Raw genomic sequence first — 24,602 nt, 5'->3', positions numbered from 1 at the left:
CAAATTTTAAAAACGAACAACTATTTTTTAAAATAAATATCACCTATTTCACGAAGTTACGATTTTTCTACGCTCGGTGTAACGATATTGTATATTTGTGTACTAACTGACCATAACCCAAAACAACCATTATTATGATATTAGAAGACAAACCAACATCTGCAAAAGATGTAATGCTCAAATTTGGTCTAGTACTAGGTATACTAGCCATTCTCTTTAATGTAATATTATACGTAACAGATAACTTCCTTGCCCCTCATTGGTCATTAGGGGTTCTCAATTTTATAATGACAGTAGTAGTTATTATTCTAGCTTTAAAAGCTTTTAAAGAAAGTAACGGAGGTTTTTTAAAACTTGGACAAGCGATTAAAATTGGCTTAGGAGTATCACTAATAGCAGCACTTTTAGGTGCTCTATGGGTTCTCGTACTCACTCAAGTTCTGGAACCTAATTACTCAGAACTAGCACTTGATGCGCTACGTACTCAAATGATTGAGATGTATCCAGACATGACAGACTCACAAATAGATCAGACTATTTCTTTTCAAGAACCTTTTACTAAGATTGGCTTTATGATTCCTATTGCTATCATGCTGTCATTATTTTTCGGCTTCATTATCTCTTTAATAGGAGGTTTAATAATGAAAAAAGAAAACCCATACGCAGACGCTTAAAAACTATTTATGCAAATATCTGTTGTCATACCTCTACTTAATGAGGAAGAATCACTTAAAGAACTACACCATTGGATTTCAGAAACTCTGGAAACCAATGGTTTTTCTTATGAAATCCTATTTATAGATGATGGAAGCACAGATGGTTCTTGGGAGGTGATAGATACGCTTTCGCGAAAGCGTGATAACATCAAAGGAATTCGCTTTAACCGCAACTACGGTAAATCACAAGCACTACACGCAGGTTTTGAAGCTGCCGAAGGTGATGTGATTATCACTATGGATGCAGATTTGCAAGACAATCCAGAGGAGATTCCAGACTTATACCGAATGATTACCCAAGATAAGTATGACCTAGTCTCAGGGTGGAAAAAGAAGCGCTACGACTCTGTCATCGCAAAAAATTTACCTAGCAAACTCTTTAACGCAGCAGCGAGAAAAACTAGCGGACTCAAACTACACGACTTTAATTGTGGTTTAAAAGCTTACAAAAGAGAAGTAATAAAAACCGTAGATGTATATGGCGAGATGCACCGCTACATCCCAGTGCTTGCTAAGAATGCAGGATTTTCAAACATAGGTGAAAAAGTAGTACAGCATCAAGCTCGAAAGTATGGTGAGACTAAATTTGGTATGGAGCGCTTTTTAAATGGCTTTTTAGATTTACTCACAATTTGGTTTTTAGGAAGTTTTGGAAAGCGACCTATGCACCTTTTTGGAGCCTTAGGTGTACTCATGTTTGTAATAGGTTTTGGGTTTGCCGGCTATTTAGGTGTAGATAAACTATTTGTGAATAGAGCTGGTAGACTTATTACGGAGAGACCACAATTTTACATCTCACTTGTTGCGATGCTTATAGGTATTCAACTATTTATTGCTGGCTTCTTAGGAGAACTCGTACTAAGATCAAAACGTGATAAAAAGAGATATAATATTAAAGAGACTATATAACACGTAGCTCACCACGTAGACAACAATCGTGGGAGCTTTACAAATTATAACAAAATCGTATTTTTGTTAGTAAACAACACTTATCCTTATGGTATACCACGATCCCGCTATTTTAGAGAAAGCAAATGCATGGCTTACAGCAACCTTTGATGAGGAAACTCAGCAAGCCATTAAAGAAAATATCGCTCACAATCCAGAGGAGCTAGCAGATAGTTTCTATAAGAATTTAGAATTTGGTACTGGCGGTATGCGCGGTATCATGGGAGCTGGGACTAACAGAATTAATAAATATACATTAGGAAAAAACACTCAAGGTCTATCTGACTACTTGCATAAACAATTTCCTAATAAGGACATAAAGGTCGCTATTGCTTATGATTGCCGTCATAATAGTAAAGAACTTGCCCAAGTGGTTGCAAATGTATTTTCGGCAAATGGCATTAAAGTTTTCTTATTTTCTGATCTAAGACCTACACCAGAATTGAGTTTTGCTGTGCGTCATCTAGATTGCCAGTGCGGTATTGTACTCACTGCAAGTCACAACCCTCCAGAATACAACGGTTACAAAGTGTACTGGGAAGATGGTGGACAACTTGTGCCACCACAAGATGCCGAAATTATAGCTATGATTGAGGCGCTTGACTTTAGTGCCATAAAATTTGAAGGAAATGATTCCCTTATTGAACTTGTCGATAAGGATGTAGATAAAGCTTTTATAGATGCAAGTGTTGCAAATGTATCTTTTGGTCTTACTAGTAAAACAAAGAAGGACCTCAATATTGTATTTACCTCATTACACGGCACCTCTATCACGCTCGTTCCAGATACGTTGAGACAAGCTGGTTTCACCACACTTAATATTGTAAAAGAACAGGAGGTTCCAGACGGTAATTTCCCTACAGTGGTTTCTCCTAATCCAGAAGAAACTGCCGCTCTTAAAATGGCGCTAGAGCTTGGTGAAGAAAAAAATGCAGATATAGTCATAGGTACAGATCCAGACTGTGATCGCCTAGGTATTGCTGTGAGAGGTGATGATGGCAAGCTTACCATTTTAAATGGTAATCAAACTATGATCTTAATGACTGATTATTTATTAGAACGCTTTCGCGAAAGCGCAGATCAACACACAGCACCATTTATAGGAAGCACCATTGTGTCTACACCTATGATGGATGTACTTGCAGATGCCTATGATGTAGAATGTAAAACAGGACTTACTGGCTTTAAATGGATTGCCAAAATGATTGTGGATTACCCTAACCAGCACTTTGTAGGTGGTGGTGAAGAAAGTTTTGGGTACATGGTAGGAGATTTTGTAAGAGATAAAGATGCCGTGACCGCTACCCTACTCGCCTGTACGATTGCTGCGCAAGCAAAAGAACAAGGACAAACACTGTTTGAAAAACTGAAGTCGCTGTACGTAAAACACGGTTTTTACAAAGAAACACTCATTGCCCTTGTAAAAAAAGGACAATCTGGCGCAGAAGAAATCAAGCAAATGCTCAAAAATCTTCGCCTAGAGCCTATGAAAGAAATTAATGGAAGTAAAGTGATACGTGTAGAAGATTACCAATCGTCTACTAGTCGTGACCTGCTTACGGGAGAGACCACTACCATTGATGTTCCTAAGTCTAATGTGCTTATATTTTATACAGAAGATGGCAGCAAAGTGGCAGCACGACCAAGTGGTACAGAACCTAAAGTAAAGTTCTATATAAGTGTAAATGATCCGCTAGCTTCGCTGAGTGAATATGACACAATTTCTGCTTCACTAGATAAACGTCTTGCTGGTATAAAAAATGCATTAGGCGTTTAAACAACTCAATAGTTCGCGCAAGCGGAAACACCCTATGGAATATTTTAAGAAGATTCTCAAGTTTGCCATTCCTTATAAGAAATACGGATTTTTAAATATTTTGTTTAATATTTTATATGCTCTTTTTGGTACGTTAGCTTTCGTCTCCCTTATACCCATGCTTACAGTGCTACTTAAACAAGTGGATCCTGTGAGAATAAGACCTACTCTTGAATCTTCTAGCAGCTTAAAAACCTTTCTAGATGACTCTCTTAACTACTTTATCAATACGCAAACTGATCTGCATGGAGACGTTTATGTATTGGGTATCATGGTTGGCCTTGTCATTGTGACCTTTTTATTAAAAAACGTCTTTGGATACCTAGCAAACTACTTCATTACCTATCTTAGAAATGGAGTACTTAAAGACATTCGTAATAAGATGTACAACCGTATTGTCCATCTTAACTTGAGTTTCTACTCAGAAAAAAGGAAAGGAGATACTATTGCAAGAATCACCTCTGATGTTCTTGAAGTACAACATTCCTTTTTATCGATACTAGAACTTTTTATAAGAGAACCTCTCACTATTCTATTTGCGATAGGCACTATGTTATTCATGAGTGCACAGCTTACTCTGTTTGTTTTTATTTTTATTCCTGTAGCTGGATTTATAATTTCAAAAATTGGAAAAAGTCTCAAAAAGAAATCAGGTCAAGTACAGACAGAACAAGGATATTTCTTGTCCCTCGTAGAAGAAACACTAGCCAATCTTAAAATTATAAAAGGATTTGCAGCCGAAGATAGAATGGAAACCAAGTTTCAAACCTCTACTAGCAATTTTGAAAAATACAGTAATACACTTACACATAGGCAAAACTTAGCATCTCCCGTAAGTGAGTTTCTGGGAATTACAGTTATCGGAATCTTATTATGGTACGGTGGTAATATGGTATTAGATGGTTCTGGAGGATTAGATGGGGCTCAGTTTATTGTTTATATGGGTTTAGCTTACCAAATTTTAACCCCTGCAAAAGCAATAGCAAAAGCAAGTTATTCCGTTAAAAAGGGAGACGCTGCTGCCGCTCGTATTCTAGAAGTTTTAGAAACTGAAACAATTATAAAAGATAACCCCAAAGCCGTTAGCAAAGATACTTTTAACAGTCGTATAGGTTTAGAGGGCATCTCTTTCAAGTATGATGAGGAAAGTGTACTCAAGAACTTCACACTCAATGTAAAGAAGGGACATACTGTAGCACTAGTAGGGCAATCTGGTTCTGGAAAAAGTACTATTGCAAATCTAGTTACTCGTTTTTATGATGTTAATAAAGGAAACATAAAAATAGACGATACAGATATAAGAGATATTTCTAAAAAATCCCTACGTAACCTCATGGGCTTAGTCACTCAAGACGCTATTCTCTTTAATGATACCATACGTAATAATATTAATCTAGGTAAAGAAAACGCCACTGACCAAGAAATTATTGATGCATTAAAAATTGCCAATGCATGGGAGTTTGTAAAAGACCTTCCAAAGGGGCTTGATACTAATATAGGTGATAGTGGTAATAAATTAAGTGGAGGGCAAAAACAACGCCTCTCTATTGCTAGAGCGGTTCTCAAGAATCCGCCTATTATGATTCTAGATGAAGCTACCTCAGCATTAGATACAGAAAGTGAACGACTCGTTCAGAAAGCGCTAGAAAACATGATGAAGAACAGAACTTCAATCGTAATTGCTCACAGACTTTCTACCATTCAAAATGCAGATGAGATTGTAGTCATGCAAAAAGGAGAAATTGTAGAGCAAGGAAAACATCAAGAGCTTATTGATAAAAAAGGTATGTATCACAAACTAGTGTCGATGCAATCTTTTGAAGAAGCTTAGACTAGTCGTTTTCTTTTACGATGACAACGGTTGCTGTGTATCCAGATGCTAGAAACCAAGTGTTTGAAGAAATCACCTTTTTCATATCGTCATACATTACAAACTGTGCTGTATTTGCTCCTACTGAGCCTTGATTAAGTGCCTTAATTTCTATTTTATTAAATCCTTTTTTAAGATCGAGATAAAATCCTTGAAACTGGCCTTCAAGAAATATTCTAGGATGCACAATCGTATCATTGACACTCACACTTACTAGATCTCCATCTACAGCGCCGTGATCTCTATACGTAAAGTTTACAAATTTAGAACCGCTTTTAAAGTCTCCTAGATTTTGGTTTCTAAAATATTCTGGACGAAGTTTTTCTATATCTTTTTCTTGAGACTTATTCATTTTATTCTCTAGAGCAGTATACGTTTTCTCTGCAAAGTCGGTGCCTTCCATAAAATTGATCTCTCTTTTCTCATTTGATTTAAAAGGATCTTTAAGCTTTACTTTACTCTTAAAAATAAGGGAGCCCGACTGTACATCACTGCTCTTTTCTCGTGCCATAGGTGCTATAAACACAGGCGCTGGTACATCATTAGGCTGCTTCCCCTTAATTTCTATAGAAGCACTAGGCGCATCTATTTGAGCCTGTGCACTTAGAGTAACCAAGAGTAAGACTAATAATGGAACAACCTTAATTGATATGGGGAAAGTAGTTTTCAAATAGTAAGTGAGTCGATGTAACATTTTAAAATTATGGCTTCCATGCATATTTACCATAAAGTATGCCATTGTTTCTTAAAAGTACGCTTTCGCGAAAGCGTACCAGCAAACAAACGCAATCAAAGATAAAATATTTGAAATTTATAGCTCAATATATCAGTTGGCAAAATTTCTTGTTCATTACAACATATTAAGAAATAAATTAAAATGTAATGCGTTCTTACCTCATCAAACAAATGATATTTATGAAACTACGTGCACTACTTGCTATTTTTATCTTAGCCTCCTTGTCTTTTTCTTGTAGCTCAAGAGATGATGATGGAAATAGCGCAACAGATATAGATTGTCTTAACTTAGGAACCCAAGAGCTTGATATTACGATACAAGAATCGTTTACAACATTACCTTCAAAGGTGTCGGTATTCTTTAAAGTCAACGGTAGCGACGGAAGTCCTGTGGCAGGGTTAACGCCTTCTAATTTTACGATTTTTGAACAAGGTCGTAATAATGATTGCTACAATGAAATTTCAAATTCTGAGGCATCAGGGGTTATATCTCCAAATGCTCAAATTTTTTCAAATAATACATTACTAGTTTTAGACTTAAGTAATAGTGTATTGAGCACAAGCTTGCAAGAGCTTAAACAAGCTTCTAGCAGTTTCATATCTAATGTGATGCCAGCAATCTCAACAGATTCATTTAAAATGGCTATTTACTGGTTTGATGGAGAAGATGTTCTTCATGAGCTACAACCACTTACCACGAGTGCAGCTGTACTTCAAGAAGCTATAGATGGAATTACAGAAAACATAAGCAATGATCCTTCTACAGATTTATATGGGGCCGTAATTAAGGCTTCTGAAATCGCAAATAATATTATTGATACTTCTGAAAATGAAGAACTATTTGCTGCAGCATCTGTCGTAGTTTTTACAGATGGAACAGATCAAGCAGCAAGATATACAGAACAAGAGGCGGTAGATGCAGTTTCAAATGCAGATGATGATATAAGCTTTTTTACTATAGGCTTAGGCTCAGAGATAGATGAAGGCATACTTTCTAAAATAGGATAAACAGAAAGTGTTTTTGCAGCTGATGCTGCAGAGTTAGAGTCTGTATTCAATGATATTTCTAATGGAGTAGCAGGACAAGCAAATAGCTTTTACTTGTTTGAATACTGCAGCCCAAAACGTGATGGAAGTGGGATGAGTAATCTTGTAATTCAAGTAATTAATGGCGGGCAAGATGGTCTAGTGCAAACTTCTTTTGATGCAACAGGATTCACTAGTGGTTGTGAATAGGTATTTAAACCCTTTAATTTGAGTACTTAATCGATATAAAACGCATATTTACAGATTGATACGATTGCATATTACTGTTATCATATAGTATTTTTGATAATAGTAATATCTTTGTAATATGTTAGTATCAGAATCAAATCTCAACAATGTATTAGAAGACGTGTACATCTTAGACACAGGGACTTACTATTTTTTTGAGGATTTTATCATCTCAGAAATTAATGAAGGTTTACTCTTTGACTGGAATATGGCTCAAGAACTTATCAATCTAGCCGAAAACCATTACGGCAAAAATAATAAGGTAGCTTACATATCTAACCGCGTACACTCCTACTCTTTAGTGCCTCAAGACTGGCTTAAATTTTTTAAGGCTCGCAATTCTATTAGTGCTTTTGCTGTAGTATCTTATAATGAAAAAGAAAAGTCTGATATACTTATAGAACGTCTTTTCTTTAAATCTAAAATTAAAAAATTCTTTAACCTCAATGATGCGGTTGCTTGGGCGTCAGAGCAGCAAAGAGAATATAATGTAAAAAAGACTACGGCTTAATCTTAGTTTTAAGTACTGGGGATTTATAATAGTTTATTCCTAAGATATTCATCCTATTATAATGCTTATTTAATCGCAACTTATAGGAATCCCAGTTATAATTTTTACGCTTACTCCAGCCTAACTCGGCGTGACCTATAAGCCTAGGAAAAGCAAGATATTCAATATCATCAGAGGATTTTATGGTCTCAGACCACAAAGGAGATTCGATTCCCAACACTTGTGAAGGCGGCACATCCTTAAAAATTTGTGATGGTTTCCAGATATAAGCACTATCCACCTCAACCGTTCCAGCCCAAGTAAGACCTACAGGTGATTTCTTAGTATATTTCATATCCAAGTACATGCGCTTTGCAGGAGATAAAATAACTTTTGCACCTTGAGCAAGTCCTCGTGATGCGGTAGTGGTTCTTTGCCAGTGTTGTACTATGTAAGTACTATCTACACCGGCACTTTCTATCTCTTCCCAACCTATCACTTGTTTTTTATATTTCTTTACTATTGAAAATACTTTATTGAGAAAAATATTATAATCCTTTTTTGAAGTGACATGAGATTCATCACCTCCTAGATGTATATATGTTCCAGGTGTCATTGCTGCTATTTCCTTTATCACATCCTCTACAAAGGCGTACGTAATATCTTTATCTACGCACAAGGTGCTAAAACCTACACGCATTCCCCTATACAACTTAGTAGCTTTACCATTACAGTTGAGTTCTGGATAAGATGCCAGTGCTGCGTTAGTATGTCCAGGCATGTCAATCTCTGGAATCACCGTAATAAATTTTGACTGAGCATAAGCTACAATGGATTTATAATCCTCTTGAGTATAAAACCCTGGGCGTTCACCACGTACAGACGAGCTCCCTCCTATTTCTGTGAGTTTAGGCCATGATTTTATTTCTATACGCCACCCTTGATCATCGGTTAAGTGTAAGTGCAATTTATTGAGTTTATACAATGCCATTTGATCAATGAGACGCTTTACTTCATCTACGGTAAAGAAGTGACGCGCAACGTCTAGCATCATACCTCTATACTCGTACTGCGGTTCATCAATAATTTTTAGACCTGGGATGACTAGACTATCAATCTGCTTGCCTGCGATAAGAGCATCTGGTAATACTTGCAATAGCGTTTGCATACCTCTAAAGACACCAGTAGGTGTAGATCCAGCAAGTGACAGCCTCTTGTTATTTATAGCAAGTACGTATCCCTCTGGAGAAGGTATACTGTCACTGGACACTATATTAAATGAAACAACATTTTCATCTACTTCATTATCTAGTATTAATGGAAAAGGCGTTTGTTTTAAAAGACTTTTAAACTGCGTGGCAATTGCTTGCACTTCTGGCAATGTATCACTCATCACTCTCGTTTCTTGATCAAAGAGAAAACCGTAATCCTCCTCAACTATCTGATCTGGAATTGGGATAAGAACGAGCTTATCAATATTTGTAGATACCAGATTTTTTTCCTTTTTACAAGAAAAAAATGAGATACAAATAAGAAGCATGAAAAATCTAAAAGCCATAATCCAACACTAGTTTAATCTATAATAACCACACTTGAGATATGCTCCTTCTGGAAAACTAATAGGGTGATCACTATCATGATACGTCTTTCCTTCTACTGTAAACTTGCGATCTGCCTTTTTAATATTGAGTTCACAGATGTCAAAAAACGCCTCTGCTTCTACTCTAGATGAGCAAGATGCTAGAACAAGCATCCCTCTTTTGGCTGTTAATTTGGTTCCTAATTGAGCCAGTCTAGCATAACTATTTTTAGCTGTGTTAACTTCTTTTGCACTTTTGGCAAAACTTGGTGGATCTATCACAACAATATCATACTTTTCCCCATCATCTATAAGTTGCTGTAAGCCTACAAAAGCATCTATGGCTAGAATCTTATGTTTTCCTCTATGTTCATTGAGTTTACCATTTTCTAGTGCAACTTGCAATGCCTGGGCACTTATATCAAGGCTCAACACCTCTTTTGCTCCTCCAGCAAGTGCGTGTACAGAGAATCCTCCAGCATAGCTAAAAACATCTAGCACCGTCTTACCTTTTGCCATGTCTCCTACTCTTTTTCTATTGTTGCGGTGGTCTAAAAAGTATCCTGTTTTATGCCCATGAATCACGTTTGCCGAAAAATTCACTCCATGTTCTACAAAACGAATCACTTCATTACTAAGAGTTCCATATATAATCTGGCCATCTGTAAATCCATGTGACTTACCTTTGGCTACGTTTCGACTTAAGCGCAATACCATTGTATTTGCTTTTGAGGTTTCAATAAGCTCAGGTAATATTTCTTCGAGATATGGAAACCAGATAGCGCTGTAAATTTTTACAACAATGACATCATTATAAACATCTGCTATGAGTCCTGGAAAACCATCATTCTCTCCAAAAATGAGACGATAACTATTGGTGTTTGTCCTTAATAGCTGTTTTCTCAAGAAGAATGCTTCTTTTATTCTAGTTTTAAAGAACTCCTCATTTATTGTTGCCGGTACGTTACTAAGAACCTTTATTCTTATAGGAGAATCTGGATCATACAATCCTATTCCAAACACTTTATCTGATCGATTATCAAAAAGAATGGCAATGTCACCAGAGGTTCCAGCTTTATTAAGCTTTGCTATACTATTTTCAAAAATCCAAGGATGTCCTTGTTTTACAAGCTTTTCGGCATTTGTAGTGAGGTGTACTGCAAGTCTCTTTGTCTTTATTTGAGGTAAATCTATCATGTAAGATGTAGTATTATGTAATTACGCTTTCGCGAAAGCGTGAAAAAAACCAAATTAATCGTAATTTTCCAGTATGAGAATGTATCGCACGCTTTTTTTAGTAGTATCGGCCCTTTTTTTTCTAACCTTTCAAAGTGATGATGAAAGTCCGCTGGTAAATATAGACCAGTTTGACTCAACTTTTGCATACGATGTACGTTATGCTACAGATGATAATTTTTTAAAACAAACAGTTTATGACTGTGTGCAATGCTTACTCATACCAGAGGTGGCAGAGGCGCTTGTAGATGCAAATAATTACTTCTGTGAGTTAGGCTACATGATAAAGCTATATGATTGCTACAGACCATTATCTGTACAGAAGAAAATGTGGGAAATTTATCCTAATCCAGGTTACGTAGGAAATCCATATGGTAGTGGTTCCATACATAATCGTGGAGCTGCCATAGATATGACTATTGTTAAGCTTGATGGCACTCCGCTAGATATGGGGAGTGACTATGACTTTTTTGGTAAAGCTGCTCATATTGATCACCCACATAATGAGACCATAACTGCAAATAGAAAGCAATTATGGTCTGTTATGAAAAAATTTGGTTTCTCACCTATTCGTACCGAGTGGTGGCACTTTAATTATAATGCAAAGAACTATGGTCTCAAAGTGCTCGACATCGATTTTGACTGTGAGTAATTTTATTTAGGATCTAGCAATTGCTCTATGCGTGCAAGGGCATCTTCATAGTGATATTTTGTAATCGTATTTACATTACTATTACGCGCTGAGCGTAGTTTGCTACGCAGTTTTCCTAGCTCACCTCTTACTAGCGGTCGCACATCTGATACACTTACATCATAGTATAGAGTTCCTTCAAAACCTGGTCTACTAGCTCTCGCTCTCGGTCCTTGGTCTGTCATTAAAAACTCCATTCTATCTAAGTAAGAACGCTGTAAATTACGACGGTACAAATCTACCGAAGTGCCTCTGCTAGTTTCTGACCAGATACCATTTCTAAGGTCTGAAAGCATTTCTAATGCGCTATAATAATCTGTTTGCGTAGTCTCTGCATCAATAAGACGGCCTATTCTGTCAAAACTCAGGATTCTATTAAGATAACGTGATTGTGTTCTTCTCACCTTCTCTGCATATCCTGCGTGATCTATGTTTTGCATGATTGCCGGATCTACAAGCCATGTAGGAGTTTCAAAAAGATTGTTTTGTAACCAGCTCATAGATTCTTTTTGCACAGCTTTATCTAGGTGCGTATACACGACTCCGGATTGTGAAGGCATTTTAATATCTTCAAAAACTCCTCCTATATTTGTTACCACATGACCTACAAATCTGCTATACACACCTACAAGCTCTCCATAAAGTTCTTCTAGATCTCCGTAGTCGTTTGTTTTATCTGACGTCCAGCTAGGAAGATTTTGTGCTACATAACGCAAGTTCTTGAGTCCGTAGGTACTTGCTTTTACTGGGTCATTACCTATAGATTCTGTCTGTGATTGCGGATCAAAGCTACTAGACTGTCGTCCAAATTTAAAACGAGGATCTCCCGCTTTTTCTTGAATCCATTTATTAAGAGTTGCTTTTTCCATTAACGGTGAAGAAGCGTCTGGTAACCAGCGGTAACCCCAGTTAGTCGCATAATGATCATAAGGTCCCATCTGGCGTACAAAACGAATGTTTGTATCTCCTGGTTGTGCTATATAATTATATCTAGCATAATCCATAAGACTAGCTGCAATACCATTTTCTTGTGTAAAAGCTCCGTCTCTGTAAGACTCTACATCATAGGCATAACTAGCTGCCATGTTATGAGGAAAACCTAATGCGTGACCTACCTCATGGGCAATAACCATACGCATCATCTCTCCTATTTCTTCATCTGGTGTATTTAAAGTTCTAGCACTTGGATTTGCTGCTCCAGTTTCAAGAAGGTATCTATTTCTATAACTACGCAGGTGATTATGGTACCAGATAATATCACTTTCTATAATCTCACCACTACGCGGATCTGAAACACTTGGTCCCACAGCATTACGCGTAGTACTCGCCACATATCTTACAACAGAGTATCTTATATCTTCTGGGCTAAACTCTGGATCTTCTTCTGGCGTAGGAGCATCCTTTGCGATAATTGCATTTTTAAAACCTGCTGTTTCAAAAGGTTTCTGCCAGTCTTCTATTCCTTGTTTTATGTACTCTTTAAGGCTTTCTGGTGTTCCTGGATCTAGGTAATAAACTATTGGTTTTACAGGCTCTACAAGCTCGCCTCTTTTATATGCTTCTGGATCACTAGGCTCTAGTCTCCAGCGACGAATGTATGTTTTCTTATCTGCTTTTAAGGCATCGCTTCCATAATCATACTGATTTACAGTAAAGAATCCTACCCTTGGATCATATAATCTAGGTTGCATTGCTACTTCTGGAAGCAGAATCATAGATTGATTCACTTGTAAACTTATACTCTCTGCCGAACGTTCTGTAGGTGGCTCTGAGGCATCATATGTAAAGTCTTGCTTTACTTCAATATTTTCTGGAAAACTCTTAACGCTATTGATAAAGCTACGACTACCGTCAAGTTTCTTTACTTTATATTGTTTGCGCAAGCGTCCAGATAGCGGACTAATTGCTTTTACATCTGTAGAAAATAATTTTGTTACATCTACTACTACGGCAGTAGAGTCTTGATTAAAGGCTGCTACATCAAAGGCATATAATGTAGGTTCGTAATTATTTACTCGTACAGAGTTGCTTATTGCCTTGGTGCTATCTGCAACATTTGTATATGATTTTATCTTAAGTAACACCTTATTTTGAAAACGCTGCCAGTGCACAACTTGCTCGTTAGTTTTTGAGCCAGCATTCATGTATCCTCCACCTAGTCCATTAGGAATTTGAGCAATACGAGTAACCCACAGCATGTCTTTTTCAAGTGCTGTAAATGGGATTTCATAGTAAAAATTATTCTTTACTTTGTGTACTTGAAATAAGCCAGAATCTGTTACTGCTTCTTTTGTAATTACCTCAGCATAAGATTTGATTGCATCCTTATTAGCTTTTTTTGGAGGTGAGACCTGCTCTTTTTTGTTTTTTGACTTACGTTTTCTCAATTCTTTGCGTTGTGCAAATGAATCTTCAACGTTTAAAAATGTGGCAATGAGACAGAGAAGTAGTATTCTTTTCATGGAGTTTATTTAAAGTACTCCGAAAATAAGAATTGAGTGCAACGAGCAAGATTAATTTTAGATAACATTAACAGAATACGGACGTATTAACATTAGTGTTTATCACTCGCTATTTGTCCAGTCTATCTTTTACAAATTCTATTTGCGTTTTACCATGTGCCTGCGCCTTTCCATCTTCATCTAGACCTACCATCACAATACGTTCAATACTAATAATAATCTCTCGAGTCATCTTATTGCGCACCTCACATCTCAATATAAGAGATGCAGTGCCAAACGCCGTGGCTTCTATCCCTATTTCTACAATATCACCTTTTTTTGCACTTGAACGAAAGTCTATCTCACTCATATACTTTGTAACCGTCCTAGGGTTTTCGAGTTGAATGATGGCATAAAGTGCTGCCTCTTCATCAATCCATTCTAAGAGCCTTCCGCCAAAGAGTGTTCCATTAGGATTTAAGTCTTCTGGTTTTATCCATTTACGTGTGTGAAAATTCATCATATTTGGGTTGAGATTTATCTAAAGTTAACAAAAAGATGTGTCACGCTTTCGCGAAAGCGTAATTAAATAATTCATTTTATCACATCATCAATAATCTTCATAAATATGAAGAGTAACTCATAAAATGACTCTTATAAAATAGCAATTATAAATGCTTGAGAATATCGCTAGAAGCTTTAAATGACTTAAAACGCTCGTGAGTAATCTCTATATCTACCTGCTCATGCGCCCATGTAGTATGGAAAGGAATATGAAATGCATGCCCTCCTATTTCTAAGACTGGCAGCACATCAGACTTTAATGAATTACCTATCATTAGAAAAGAATCAGGTTTGATATCTAGGTGCTTCACTAGCTTAAGATAATTTGCTGGCTGCTTGTCTGACATCACTTCTATGTGATGAAAGTATTTTGAAAGTCCAGATTTTTCTAGTTTACGCTCTTGGTCGAGAAGATCTCCCTTAGTAGCCACTACAAGTTTATACTTATCAGATAACTGCTCTAGCACCTCTTCAATACCATCAATAAGATCTACAGGAGCGTTAAGCATTTCTTTACCTATATCTATAATGCTTGCAATAATCTCATTAGTTACCTTCCCTTCAGAAACTTCTTGCGCACATTCAATTAGTGATAAAGTAAAAGGTTTTATCCCGTATCCGTAAAGAGAGAGATTGCGCATTTCCATCTCAAAAAGTCGTTGCTGGCATGCATCATAATCTATATAAGGGCTCAGTAACTTACACACCTCATCTTCGGCATCACGGAAGAACGTTTCATTAACCCATAAGGTATCATCTGCATCAAAGGCGATTGTTTGAATATTGTTCATGGTATTGTTTTAAGTATGCTTTCGCGAAAGCGTAATAGTCCCTTTAATCCATTTCGTACACACGTACATAATCTACCTCCATTGATGCTGGAAAAATGAGGTCGTCTACCTTACCTCCAAGATTACCTCCTACGGCAATATTGAGTATAAAATAGTACTCCTTCATAAAAGGCCAGTTTTCATTATTATAATCTTCTGGACGATCTATGGTAAGCGTTATATTATCAGGGCTATCTATATAAAATTGAAGCTGGTCTTCTTTCCACAATAATCCATAGATATGAAACTCCTCCTCAATAGTAGGAAGCGCGATAAAATCTGTTGAAATTTGTGTTCCATTAGAGTGATTATTTGCAACACTATGTATCGTTTGTAGTACTTGATCTGGATTTTTACTTACATATTCCATCACATCGATCTCACCACATTGTGGCCATCCTATCTCTGTAATATCTGCACCTAGCATCCATAATGCAGGCCAGATACCTTTTCCTTTATAATCTGGCATTTTTGCTCTGATAGCTACGTGACCGTATTGCACTTTCTGAGTACTAGTTATTCTAGCAGAAGTATAATCACCTACTTTTTGACCTTTGCCCTCTTTTTTTACAATGATTTTGAGAGACCCGTCTGCCACCTCAACATTATTCCCATCTGTATAGTTTTGTAATTCTTCATTTCCCCAGCCAGTAGCACCTGTCTTGTAATTCCACTGCGAAGTATCTATAGTTGTACCATTGAATTCTTCACTCCACTTTAACTTTTGAGTTTCTGTTCTTTCTTGAGAAGAGGTTACTACTTGTTCAACTTTACTCTCTAAGTCATTATTGTTTTGATTTTGCTCTTTACAGCTCAAAATTGTTATATAGAGAAATGCCAAAAGAATACTATTTTTCATGATAATGGGGTGTGAATTTATAAAGGTTAAAAATACAATATAACTGTAACAATAGTTAAGACTATAAATTGTAATTGAGACTTGCTATACACTAAAACTTTATCTCAAGATATTATTTGTAGATATACAGAAGAAGCACGCTTATAATTTTAAATAAAACTTACGTACTTGAAAAGAGTGGTTGAATAGTTAAAGATGCCTAATCGAAACTCTGATCATTATTTGCTGCTCCAGGAGTACTAATAGCAGAAGTTATCCAGTTAAAGTTAGCATAGACATTTCCAGGACCACCTCTCAGCTGTAGAGATTGGCCTATAGGTGTTGCGGTATTTTCTTCTACACCTATATCTATGGAAGTTATACCATCTGCTACGCCACCTACCGCTGTAAACACACCTTCATAACTTAAAAACTGGATTATCTTACCTGCTGGATTTTCAAGTGCAAGGCCATCTGGAAGGGCGCCGCCATTTTGAATTCCATTAGGTGGATAATTAATAGTTACAAAGCCGAAACCATTCCCAGTATCATTAGGTATGAGTCCGGTTAAGAATTGGGTATTATATGCAGAATTATTGTTGCCATTATAGAGCACAATTGAATATCCGTTAATATCTAAACCGGCGACTCCTGCGATCTCAATAAACTCTCCTGTATCTGGGCCTGCGTTTTCATAATGTATTTCATTTATCCAAATATCTGTCCTTACTGGAATCTCTGATGCACATTTTAAATGACCCCAGAATTCTCCATTAAAAATATCGATACAGCCCGTAGCCTCTACATAGACCATCATACCTTTATCTGCAATAGTTGTTGGTATGCCATCTCTTGCTGCGTCAGATGGAACCCGTGGTGGCATAAAACCTAAATAAACACCCGCACCATCTATTTGACTAGTTACTTCTAGCATCGCCTTTTCTGAGGGATTTCTAGTGCCTACCCCTACTTGACTTATTAAAACAAATGAATAGAAAATCATTCCAATTACACACAAAGACTGTTTTGATAAACTCATAATCTCCTAATTAAAAGTTTGCCCTACATTTTTTGTTCCTGCTGTACTTTGTCCTACAGCACTAGTACTCCAAGTAAAATCTATAAAAGAATTGCCTGTTCCTGTAAGATGTATAGATTGCGTTGCGGTTGTACTTGTAGTCTCTATGACGCCCACATCAATTGATGTAAGTCCATTTGCTGGACCACCAGTAGCTGTGATAGTTCCTTCATAACTTAAAAACTGTATCACTTTACCATCCGGACCTACTAGCGCAAAACCACTGGTGTCATTTCGTAAATTAGCATCTACAGAAATAGCTCCATAGCCATTTTCCTCATTGTCTATAGTTCCAGAAAATGTAAGGATTACACCATAGGGTTGTCCTGTATCTGCACGGTATCTTACTAGGTAATAACCAGAGATATCTAAACCAGCAGGTCCAACAATTTCGATAAACTGATTTACATCTGTACCGTTATTTGCATAATGAAATTCGTTGATCCAAATGTCTGAAGGTCCGCCTGAACAATAAATACTTTCCCATGCGGTACCAGTCCAAAAGTCTAGACAACCGGTTTCCTCCACAAAAACCATAAGACCTATATCTGTAGTGGTAGGTGCAATACTAATTTGATTTGCCGTGGTCGCCACTCTTGGAGGAATAAATCCCTTATAGTCACCTCTGCTAGTAACACCGCTTATTTCGAGCATAGCAGCATTAGAAGGTGTAGTTGTGCCAATACCCACTTGAGCATGTAAAAAAGACGTTGCTAGTAGCAACAATGAACACGTAAATACTTTCATAACTATGATTTTACACCATAGCTAAGTAGCTAATATACAGAATAGTAGTCTGGGATTATGAAAGTAATGAAGATTTCCCCTACAAAATGTTTTTAAGCCATTTTTTCGCCTAACTACCTATTTATCAGGATTAAAGGCGTCATCTGGATTTACATTCTCATCATAATTAAGCATTCCCTCCGTTTTTGCAATTATAGAAGAAACTGTTGCATCTCCAGTTACATTTACAACCGTTCTACACATATCGAGAATACGGTCTACAGGAAAGATAATCGCAATCCAAGCTGGATTTAAATCTACAGATCCCAGCACGATAATAAGCATCACAAGTCCAGCACTAGGTACCGCTGCAGATCCTATAGATGCTAATGTTGCAGTAAGTACAATAGTAAGCTGTTGTCCTAATGTAAGATCAATCATGTGAAGCTGTGCAAGAAAAACTACTGCTACAGCTTGATATAAAACAGTACCATCCATATTTACTGTAGCTCCTATAGGAAGTACAAAACTCGTTACCTTCTTATCAACTCCTAAGTTATCCTCCACACACTCCATCGTTACTGGAAGAGTCGCAGCACTACTTGAGGTAGAGAAAGCTGTTGTTTGTGCTAGACCCATTGCTTTAAAGAATCCTCTGTAAGGAATCTTACGTACAATGAGCTTTATAATCAATGGGTACATCACAAAAATCATTAACATCAAGCCCAAAAATACTGTAAGCGAATACCAAGAAAGTCCTTTAAATATTTCAACAACCTTTCCTATATCATCTCCCGCCATTTTACTAATGACACCAGCCAACAAAGCAAACACAAAAAATGGAGATGCTTGCATTACAAAATCCACCATCTTTAAAAATACCTCCATCACACTGTCTACTAGCTTAATTACCGGTCCAGATTTTTCCTTAGGAATAAACAACAAGCTGATTCCAAAAAATATAGCAAAAAAGATAATTTGTAACATTAACCCATTATCTGTAAGCGCTTTAAAAAAGTTTTGAGGAACGAGATCAATAAGAGGTTGTAAAGGACCTGCGTCTTTAGTCGCGTTTGCAGTTTTCATTTTTTCGGCAACGGTTGCATCTTCCCCTTTTGATTTTACGAGTTCGTTTACACGTCCAGCACGCTCCATAAACTGAGGATCTTGTAAATAATTTACACCATCCTTTATTTCAACACCTTGTTCTTGAGCCCAAAGTTCATAACTTATTCTGTTATCTATACGACTTTCTTGATCTACAAGTGCTCCAGGTTGTATAATGTTTACAAGTGTCAAACCTAATCCTACAGCTAGTAATGTAGTAATAAGATAAGCTAGAAGTGTTTTTCCACCCATTCTACCTAAACTAGATGGATCACCTATACCAGCAACTCCTGCGATGATAGAAAATAGAACTAAAGGAACTGCAATAAGTTTTAACAGATTGATAAAAATCGTTCCAAAAGGGGCAATCCAATTAATTGTAAAGTCACTTAATCCCACCGAAGAAGATATCAGTGCCCAAACCACACCTAAAATTAAACCAATAATAATCTTCCAGTGTAGTGCTAATTTTTTCATAGGTAGTAGTTCCTTCTTGAATAAAAATCCAACTAGTGAGTTGAATATGTGATGTTTAAAATTATTTCAAATTACTATTAATTCCTTGGTAACAAATAGCCTTACTAGCTATCCTCCTTAGAAATTTTATTTCTACAATCTAACAGATTTATTTCGTAGTACAAAATCTGCTATTACAAGTGCTGCCATTGCTTCTACAATAGGTACTGCACGAGGTACAACACACGGATCATGCCTTCCCTTTCCTTGCATTTCTACCACTTCTCCAGATGCATTAATAGTTTCTTGCTTTTGCATTACGGTTGCCACTGGCTTAAACGCTACCTTAAAGTAAATATCCATCCCGTTAGATATACCTCCTTGAACCCCACCACTTAGATTGGTTTTTGTAGTTCCATCGGTATTAAAGTGATCATTATGATCACTTCCTTTCATAGTTGCCCCTTCAAAACCACTTCCGTATTCAAATCCTTTTACAGCATTTATGGATAACATTGCTTTTCCTAGCTCTGCATGAAGTTTATCAAATACCGGCTCTCCAAGACCTACAGGTACATTTTGAATTACACAAGTGATCACACCTCCTATGGTGTCTCCTTGTTTTTTTATTTCCTTAATTTTTTCTTCACACGCTTTCGCGAAAGCGGGATCTGCACACCTCACATCATTTTTTTCAATCTCGCTAAAATCAAGATCTTGGTATGGTGTATCCATAGTTAAGTCGCCCACAGCACTTGTAAATGCGTGAAATGATATCCCTTTCAAAAATTGCTTTGCAATGGCTCCAGCAACTACGCGACTAGCTGTCTCTCTAGCCGAAGATCTTCCTCCACCACGGTAATCACGGTTACCATACTTCTTGTCGTACGTATAATCTGCGTGACTAGGTCTATAGGTATCTTTAATGTGACCGTAATCCTTAGATTTCTGATTAGTATTTACAATCTGAAAACCTATAGGAGTTCCCGTTGTTTTCTCCTCAAAAAGACCTGACAAAAAATCTACGGTATCTGGTTCTTTTCGCTGGGTTACAATTTTAGACTGTCCAGGCTTGCGACGATCTAAGTCATGCTGGATCGCATCAAAATCAATACTCAAACCGGCAGGGCATCCATCTATAATTCCACCTATAGCCTTACCATGTGATTCACCAAAAGTGGTGACCTTAAATATAGTTCCGTACGTATTACCTGCCATCGTATGTGTTTTTAACAAATGTAAATTGAAAAGGCCATAATCAAAAACTAAAAACTCACTTAATGATTAATTAACTTGATCTCTATTATATAACTATAACTTTTATACTTCTTAACATCTACTTTACCATCCTCTCTTAAAATCTAAAGACCTTACAAGCAAAACAATCTCGGTGAAAAGACCCGTAGAAATTGCAGTACTATCAGACATACATCTAGGCACTTACGGTTGCCACGCTACAGAAGTCTGTCAATATTTAAACTCCATCGCACCAGAAATACTCATCTTAAATGGTGATATTATTGATATCTGGCAGTTTAGAAAACGTTTCTTTCCTAAAGAGCACCTTAAAGTGATTAAAAAAATAATCACACTTGCCTCAAAAGGAACTCACGTGTACTATATCACTGGTAATCATGATGAGATGCTTAGAAAATTTAGCGATGCAACCATGGGAAACATCCACCTCATAGATAAACTTGTTCTTAATCTAGATGGTAAAAAAGCTTGGTTCTTTCATGGTAACGTATTCGACGCATCCATACAGCACACTAAGTGGATTGCAAAACTAGGCGGATGGGGTTATGATTTTTTAATTCTATTTAATAGACTCCTCAATAAATGGCTCGTAAGTATGGGAAGAGAAAAGTATTCTCTCTCAAAAAAGATTAAAAATAGTGTAAAAGGAGCTGTAAAGTTTATCAATGACTTTGAAAAAACCGCAACAGATCTCGCTATCGAAAATAATTTTGATTACGTTATCTGTGGTCATATACATCAACCAGCAAAACAACAGGTAAACACTCCGAAAGGAAGCACACTTTACCTAAATAGCGGCGACTGGATTGAAAACTTGAGCTATCTAGAGTACCATAACCGTAAATGGAGTCTCAACTACTATAGAGAAATCCAGCCTAAAAAATCGCATAACAGCTCAAAAATTCTCCTAGAGCCCAGAATGTTCAAACTAGATATTCTTAATTAATACTCAATAGTCACGTACCATTAATTACTACTCTAAAAGCGCATCGCGTAACACGCTTACAGGATGCATAGCGACTCGTGCTGTACCGTCTTTAATCTGATGCCTACAGCTTGTACCATTGGCTACAATAATAGTCTCACCATCTGCTTTTCTTATCGCAGGAAATAGCGTTTGCTCGCCTACTTTCATACTCACCTCATAATGCTCTTTTTCATACCCAAAACTACCCGCCATCCCACAACAACCAGAAGGTATAATAGTAGGAGTATAATTTAAAGGAAGATTAAGAATGGCAAACGTATGTGACACAGAGGAAAGTGCTTTCTGGTGACAGTGACCATGTATTTTTAGTTTTTTGGCTTTCGCCGAAAATTGCTCGGAGGTAATAACACCTCGTTTGATTTCACTATGTAAAAACTCTTCAATTAAAAATGATTGTGCCGAAAGCTTTTGGGCAACCTCTACATCATCTGCAAGCCGAAGATATTCATCTCTAAAAGATAAAATAGCCGAAGGTTCAATACCTAGAATTATAGTGTCTTCTGCTAAATCCTTTAATAGTTCAATATTCTTATTTGCCAGCGTCTTTGCCTCCTCAAGAAATCCTTTAGAAATGTAAGAGCGGCCACTATCATGGTTAGTCACAACTTCCACCTCATAACCAAGGTGACGTAACAGCGTTAAAGCATCTTGACCAATGTTTCCATCTAGAAACTGAGTGAATTCATCAATATATAAAATGACTTTTGTTTTACTTTTCAATTTCTGATTTACACTAGAATTAGCTTTTCCAGATATATCTGCAGGATCTGAAAATACATTTAATAAAGGTAGACTTCTCTCTTGTGCTATTCCCAAGCTAGCTTTTGTTATCCCTGCAGTTATTTTAAGAAGTGTATTATATATTCTAGGAGAAAATGCTCCTAGTTTATTGATTTTTGTCGTGTTTGCAAACAGCTTTGTACGAAGACTGCTTCCATTAGCTTTCTGATATTGATACTCAAACTCAGCTTTTAGCGTGGCTACGTCTACATTACTAGGACACTCACTAGCACAGGCCTTACAGCTTAAGCAAAGATCAAAGACCTCCTTTAACTCTGTATGATCATATTTATTAGACTTATTTGATGTAGTAAGAAACTCCCTTAAGGCATTTGCTCTTGCTCTAGTAGTATCCTTTTCTTCTCTTGTTGCTCTGTAACTAGGGCACATCGCACCTCCTGCACTTGGTAATTTTCTACAATCGCCACTTCCATTACACTTTTCGGCAAGTCTTAGGATTCCTTGATTATCCTCAAAATTCATGAGTGTATCTACCGCTGGCTCCTTGCGATCTACTTCATACCTCAAGCTTTCATCCATCGGGAAAGCATCGATTACTTTTCCAGCATTAAATATTTGATGAGGATCAAAAGCTCCTTTTACGGTTTTCATTACCTCATAATTCTCATCGCCTACCATCATAGAGATAAACTCTGCGCGCACGATACCATCACCGTGCTCGCCACTCATAGAACCATTGTATTTTTTAACCAAATGCGCTACATCTGTAGTTATCTGTCTAAAAAGTGCTACATCTTGAGAAGTTTTTAAATCAAGAATAGGACGTAAATGTATTTCTCCCGCACCAGCGTGGGCGTAGTACACGGCATCTTGCTCATGTTTTTTCATGAGCGCAGTAAATTCACTTATATATGGCGCAAGATCATCTAGCGCGACCGCTGTATCTTCTATACATGCTACGGCCTTTCTATCTCCTATCATATTCCCCAGCAAGCCAAGACCAGCTTTGCGCAGGTCCATTGCTTGTGCAATCTGATCTCCTTGTAATATAGGATATGCATATCCTTGCCCATCCTGCTGCAAACTATCTATAAGCTCTTCTACCTGCTGCATGGCTCCTTCAAGAGTAGCATCCCTTAACTCGAACATTAATATTGCTGCTGGGTCGCCTTCTATAAAAAATCTATTTTTCTCTTGCTCCCGATTGTTCTTAGTACAATCTAAGATCACCTTGTCCATCATCTCACAAGTATATAGATCATGCTTCATGGCAGGAACTACAGCTTGTAAACATGAATCTAAATCCTTGTAATGCCCTGCAACCATAACGCCATAAGCAGGTGGCAACACATCTAACTGCAAGGTAATTTCTGTGGTAAATGCAAGTGTACCTTCACTCCCAGATAATAGTTTGCAGAAATTAAAAGGCTTTCCGTGCTCTTCAAATGGCGCAGCATTAGCAATTTCATCAAGTGCGTAACCCGTATTTCGGCGATGGATTTCAGGTTTTGGAAACTGCTCTTTGATCTCATTGCGAACGGCACTTTGAGAAAAGTAATCGTTTGCTGTCTTATAAATGGAACCTTCCAAGTTGTCAAGGTTCAATTTTTGGCGAAAGCCAGTTACATCTAGTTCTTCAAAAATAGCTTCACTACCATCTGATAATACCGTCTTTAATTGAATGACTTTATCCCTTGTAACACCGTACTTGATACTGGTGGTTCCAGATGAGTTATTTCCCACCATGCCACCTATCATACATCTGTTTGCAGTAGAGGTATTAGGTCCAAAAAACAAACCGTGGGGCTTTAAAAATAAATTGAGTTCGTCTCTTATAACACCAGGCTGTACTGTTACCTGCTGCTTTTCTTTATCAAAGTGAATAATCTCTGTAAAATGCTTAGAAACATCTACTACGATACCATCGCCCACACATTGGCCAGCAAGGGAGGTTCCCGCGGTTCTTGGGATAAGGGTGATGTGTTGCGCTTTCGCGAAAGCGCATAATTTCTTAATATCATTTACCGTCTTAGGAAATGCAACAGCAAGCGGAATCTTGCGATATACAGATGCATCTGTGGCATAGATAATTTTATGTAGTTGATCTACATGTAACTCTCCATCAAACTCGATTTCTAATTTTTTCAAACTAATTTCCATTAAGATAAAAGTAACTAAAACTTTATGTAGCCCTTAACGTTATGACTATATAATTACTAA

The 24,602-nt window shown here is 37.1% G+C and carries 21 protein-coding genes; 9 read left to right on the top strand and 12 right to left on the bottom strand.

Going from position 1 to position 24,602, the window contains the following annotated elements:
• The first annotated feature begins 134 nt into the window (after nucleotides 1–134).
• From SJY23_RS10625 to SJY23_RS10610, 4 genes are all read left to right on the top strand, one after another.
• Nucleotides 135–674 (top strand): DUF4199 domain-containing protein, encoded by a 540-nt coding sequence (locus tag SJY23_RS10625; RefSeq protein ID WP_396596325.1) that lies wholly within the window; start codon nucleotides 135–137, stop codon nucleotides 672–674.
• Nucleotides 675–683: 9 nt separating this feature from the next.
• Nucleotides 684–1,625, top strand: a complete 942-nt coding sequence (locus SJY23_RS10620) for a glycosyltransferase (protein WP_396596324.1) — start codon at nucleotides 684–686, stop codon at nucleotides 1,623–1,625.
• Nucleotides 1,626–1,713: 88 nt separating this feature from the next.
• Nucleotides 1,714–3,441 carry a phospho-sugar mutase gene (locus SJY23_RS10615; RefSeq protein WP_396596323.1) on the top strand — a complete coding sequence of 576 codons (1,728 nt, stop codon included), beginning with the start codon at nucleotides 1,714–1,716 and terminating at the stop codon, nucleotides 3,439–3,441.
• A gap of 34 nt (nucleotides 3,442–3,475) precedes the next feature.
• Nucleotides 3,476–5,311 carry an ABC transporter ATP-binding protein gene (locus SJY23_RS10610; RefSeq protein ID WP_396596322.1) on the top strand — a complete coding sequence of 612 codons (1,836 nt, stop codon included), beginning with the start codon at nucleotides 3,476–3,478 and terminating at the stop codon, nucleotides 5,309–5,311.
• Between the two features lies 1 nt (nucleotide 5,312).
• On the opposite strand, the gene SJY23_RS10605 is transcribed toward SJY23_RS10610, so the two are convergent.
• Nucleotides 5,313–6,020: a hypothetical protein gene (locus SJY23_RS10605; protein WP_396596321.1), complete on the bottom strand. Its 708-nt coding sequence runs from the start codon at nucleotides 6,018–6,020 to the stop codon at nucleotides 5,313–5,315.
• Nucleotides 6,021–6,265: 245 nt separating this feature from the next.
• Between SJY23_RS10605 and SJY23_RS10600 the strand changes: the two genes are divergently transcribed.
• From SJY23_RS10600 to SJY23_RS10590, 3 genes are all read left to right on the top strand, one after another.
• Complete coding sequence (locus SJY23_RS10600; protein WP_396596320.1) at nucleotides 6,266–7,093, top strand: VWA domain-containing protein; 828 nt, start codon at nucleotides 6,266–6,268, stop codon at nucleotides 7,091–7,093.
• 93 nt (nucleotides 7,094–7,186) lie between these two features.
• Entirely contained in the window at nucleotides 7,187–7,321 is a 135-nt protein-coding gene (locus SJY23_RS10595) for a hypothetical protein (RefSeq protein WP_396596319.1), read from the top strand.
• A 118-nt stretch (nucleotides 7,322–7,439) separates the two neighbouring features.
• The gene (locus tag SJY23_RS10590) at nucleotides 7,440–7,871 is read left to right on the top strand and encodes a hypothetical protein (protein ID WP_035337609.1); all 432 of its coding nucleotides are present in this window, start codon (nucleotides 7,440–7,442) and stop codon (nucleotides 7,869–7,871) included.
• On the opposite strand, the gene SJY23_RS10585 is transcribed toward SJY23_RS10590, so the two are convergent.
• Together SJY23_RS10585 and SJY23_RS10580 are read right to left on the bottom strand one after the other, a co-directional pair.
• Nucleotides 7,861–9,408, bottom strand: a complete 1,548-nt coding sequence (locus SJY23_RS10585) for a family 20 glycosylhydrolase (protein WP_396596318.1) — start codon at nucleotides 9,406–9,408, stop codon at nucleotides 7,861–7,863. The genes SJY23_RS10590 and SJY23_RS10585 overlap by 11 nt on opposite strands.
• A 9-nt stretch (nucleotides 9,409–9,417) precedes the next feature.
• On the bottom strand, nucleotides 9,418–10,626 hold the full coding sequence (locus tag SJY23_RS10580; protein WP_396596317.1) for a class I SAM-dependent rRNA methyltransferase: 1,209 nt from the start codon (nucleotides 10,624–10,626) through the stop codon (nucleotides 9,418–9,420).
• A 73-nt stretch (nucleotides 10,627–10,699) separates the two neighbouring features.
• Between SJY23_RS10580 and SJY23_RS10575 the strand changes: the two genes are divergently transcribed.
• Nucleotides 10,700–11,317, top strand: a complete 618-nt coding sequence (locus tag SJY23_RS10575) for a M15 family metallopeptidase (protein ID WP_396596316.1) — start codon at nucleotides 10,700–10,702, stop codon at nucleotides 11,315–11,317.
• A 2-nt stretch (nucleotides 11,318–11,319) separates the two neighbouring features.
• On the opposite strand, the gene SJY23_RS10570 is transcribed toward SJY23_RS10575, so the two are convergent.
• The 8 genes from SJY23_RS10570 to aroC all read right to left on the bottom strand — a co-directional run bounded on the left by SJY23_RS10570 (nucleotide 11,320) and on the right by aroC (nucleotide 20,614).
• Nucleotides 11,320–13,818 (bottom strand): zinc-dependent metalloprotease, encoded by a 2,499-nt coding sequence (locus SJY23_RS10570; protein ID WP_396596315.1) that lies wholly within the window; start codon nucleotides 13,816–13,818, stop codon nucleotides 11,320–11,322.
• Nucleotides 13,819–13,927: 109 nt separating this feature from the next.
• Nucleotides 13,928–14,317 carry an acyl-CoA thioesterase gene (locus SJY23_RS10565; RefSeq protein ID WP_396596314.1) on the bottom strand — a complete coding sequence of 130 codons (390 nt, stop codon included), beginning with the start codon at nucleotides 14,315–14,317 and terminating at the stop codon, nucleotides 13,928–13,930.
• 148 nt (nucleotides 14,318–14,465) lie between these two features.
• Nucleotides 14,466–15,152 (bottom strand): HAD family hydrolase, encoded by a 687-nt coding sequence (locus tag SJY23_RS10560; protein WP_396596313.1) that lies wholly within the window; start codon nucleotides 15,150–15,152, stop codon nucleotides 14,466–14,468.
• A gap of 43 nt (nucleotides 15,153–15,195) precedes the next feature.
• Nucleotides 15,196–16,032: a family 16 glycosylhydrolase gene (locus SJY23_RS10555; RefSeq protein WP_396596312.1), complete on the bottom strand. Its 837-nt coding sequence runs from the start codon at nucleotides 16,030–16,032 to the stop codon at nucleotides 15,196–15,198.
• Nucleotides 16,033–16,249: 217 nt separating this feature from the next.
• On the bottom strand, nucleotides 16,250–17,068 hold the full coding sequence (locus SJY23_RS10550) for a hypothetical protein (RefSeq protein ID WP_396596311.1): 819 nt from the start codon (nucleotides 17,066–17,068) through the stop codon (nucleotides 16,250–16,252).
• Nucleotides 17,069–17,074: 6 nt separating this feature from the next.
• Nucleotides 17,075–17,854 carry a hypothetical protein gene (locus SJY23_RS10545; protein ID WP_396596310.1) on the bottom strand — a complete coding sequence of 260 codons (780 nt, stop codon included), beginning with the start codon at nucleotides 17,852–17,854 and terminating at the stop codon, nucleotides 17,075–17,077.
• Between the two features lie 117 nt (nucleotides 17,855–17,971).
• Nucleotides 17,972–19,417 carry a dicarboxylate/amino acid:cation symporter gene (locus SJY23_RS10540; RefSeq protein WP_396596309.1) on the bottom strand — a complete coding sequence of 482 codons (1,446 nt, stop codon included), beginning with the start codon at nucleotides 19,415–19,417 and terminating at the stop codon, nucleotides 17,972–17,974.
• A 132-nt stretch (nucleotides 19,418–19,549) separates the two neighbouring features.
• Nucleotides 19,550–20,614 carry a chorismate synthase gene (gene aroC / locus SJY23_RS10535; RefSeq protein ID WP_396596308.1) on the bottom strand — a complete coding sequence of 355 codons (1,065 nt, stop codon included), beginning with the start codon at nucleotides 20,612–20,614 and terminating at the stop codon, nucleotides 19,550–19,552.
• Nucleotides 20,615–20,786: 172 nt separating this feature from the next.
• Between aroC and SJY23_RS10530 the strand changes: the two genes are divergently transcribed.
• Nucleotides 20,787–21,599: a UDP-2,3-diacylglucosamine diphosphatase gene (locus SJY23_RS10530; RefSeq protein WP_396596307.1), complete on the top strand. Its 813-nt coding sequence runs from the start codon at nucleotides 20,787–20,789 to the stop codon at nucleotides 21,597–21,599.
• Between the two features lie 27 nt (nucleotides 21,600–21,626).
• Here SJY23_RS10530 and SJY23_RS10525 read toward each other — a convergent pair whose 3' ends face one another.
• Nucleotides 21,627–24,542: an FAD-binding and (Fe-S)-binding domain-containing protein gene (locus SJY23_RS10525; RefSeq protein WP_396596306.1), complete on the bottom strand. Its 2,916-nt coding sequence runs from the start codon at nucleotides 24,540–24,542 to the stop codon at nucleotides 21,627–21,629.
• Nucleotides 24,543–24,602: the final 60 nt, after the last annotated feature.

The organism is Dokdonia sp. R86516, assembly GCF_044596715.1.
Classification (GTDB): domain Bacteria; phylum Bacteroidota; class Bacteroidia; order Flavobacteriales; family Flavobacteriaceae; genus Dokdonia.
This window is presented reverse-complemented; position numbering and strand designations above follow the sequence as displayed.

What these genes read in the sequence shown, in the direction of transcription:
- SJY23_RS10560 (WP_396596313.1), bottom strand. Translation starts at nt 15,152, where the DNA reads ATGAACAATATTCAAACAATCGCCTTTGATGCAGATGATACCTTATGG.
- SJY23_RS10620 (WP_396596324.1), top strand. Translation starts at nt 684, where the DNA reads ATGCAAATATCTGTTGTCATACCTCTACTTAATGAGGAAGAATCACTT.
- SJY23_RS10590 (WP_035337609.1), top strand. Translation starts at nt 7,440, where the DNA reads ATGTTAGTATCAGAATCAAATCTCAACAATGTATTAGAAGACGTGTAC.
- SJY23_RS10550 (WP_396596311.1), bottom strand. Translation starts at nt 17,068, where the DNA reads ATGAGTTTATCAAAACAGTCTTTGTGTGTAATTGGAATGATTTTCTAT.
- SJY23_RS10525 (WP_396596306.1), bottom strand. Translation starts at nt 24,542, where the DNA reads ATGGAAATTAGTTTGAAAAAATTAGAAATCGAGTTTGATGGAGAGTTA.
- SJY23_RS10565 (WP_396596314.1), bottom strand. Translation starts at nt 14,317, where the DNA reads ATGAATTTTCACACACGTAAATGGATAAAACCAGAAGACTTAAATCCT.
- SJY23_RS10570 (WP_396596315.1), bottom strand. Translation starts at nt 13,818, where the DNA reads ATGAAAAGAATACTACTTCTCTGTCTCATTGCCACATTTTTAAACGTT.
- SJY23_RS10610 (WP_396596322.1), top strand. Translation starts at nt 3,476, where the DNA reads ATGGAATATTTTAAGAAGATTCTCAAGTTTGCCATTCCTTATAAGAAA.
- SJY23_RS10625 (WP_396596325.1), top strand. Translation starts at nt 135, where the DNA reads ATGATATTAGAAGACAAACCAACATCTGCAAAAGATGTAATGCTCAAA.
- SJY23_RS10545 (WP_396596310.1), bottom strand. Translation starts at nt 17,854, where the DNA reads ATGAAAGTATTTACGTGTTCATTGTTGCTACTAGCAACGTCTTTTTTA.
- SJY23_RS10585 (WP_396596318.1), bottom strand. Translation starts at nt 9,408, where the DNA reads ATGGCTTTTAGATTTTTCATGCTTCTTATTTGTATCTCATTTTTTTCT.
- SJY23_RS10575 (WP_396596316.1), top strand. Translation starts at nt 10,700, where the DNA reads ATGAGAATGTATCGCACGCTTTTTTTAGTAGTATCGGCCCTTTTTTTT.
- SJY23_RS10615 (WP_396596323.1), top strand. Translation starts at nt 1,714, where the DNA reads ATGGTATACCACGATCCCGCTATTTTAGAGAAAGCAAATGCATGGCTT.
- aroC (WP_396596308.1), bottom strand. Translation starts at nt 20,614, where the DNA reads ATGGCAGGTAATACGTACGGAACTATATTTAAGGTCACCACTTTTGGT.
- SJY23_RS10580 (WP_396596317.1), bottom strand. Translation starts at nt 10,626, where the DNA reads ATGATAGATTTACCTCAAATAAAGACAAAGAGACTTGCAGTACACCTC.
- SJY23_RS10540 (WP_396596309.1), bottom strand. Translation starts at nt 19,417, where the DNA reads ATGAAAAAATTAGCACTACACTGGAAGATTATTATTGGTTTAATTTTA.
- SJY23_RS10600 (WP_396596320.1), top strand. Translation starts at nt 6,266, where the DNA reads ATGAAACTACGTGCACTACTTGCTATTTTTATCTTAGCCTCCTTGTCT.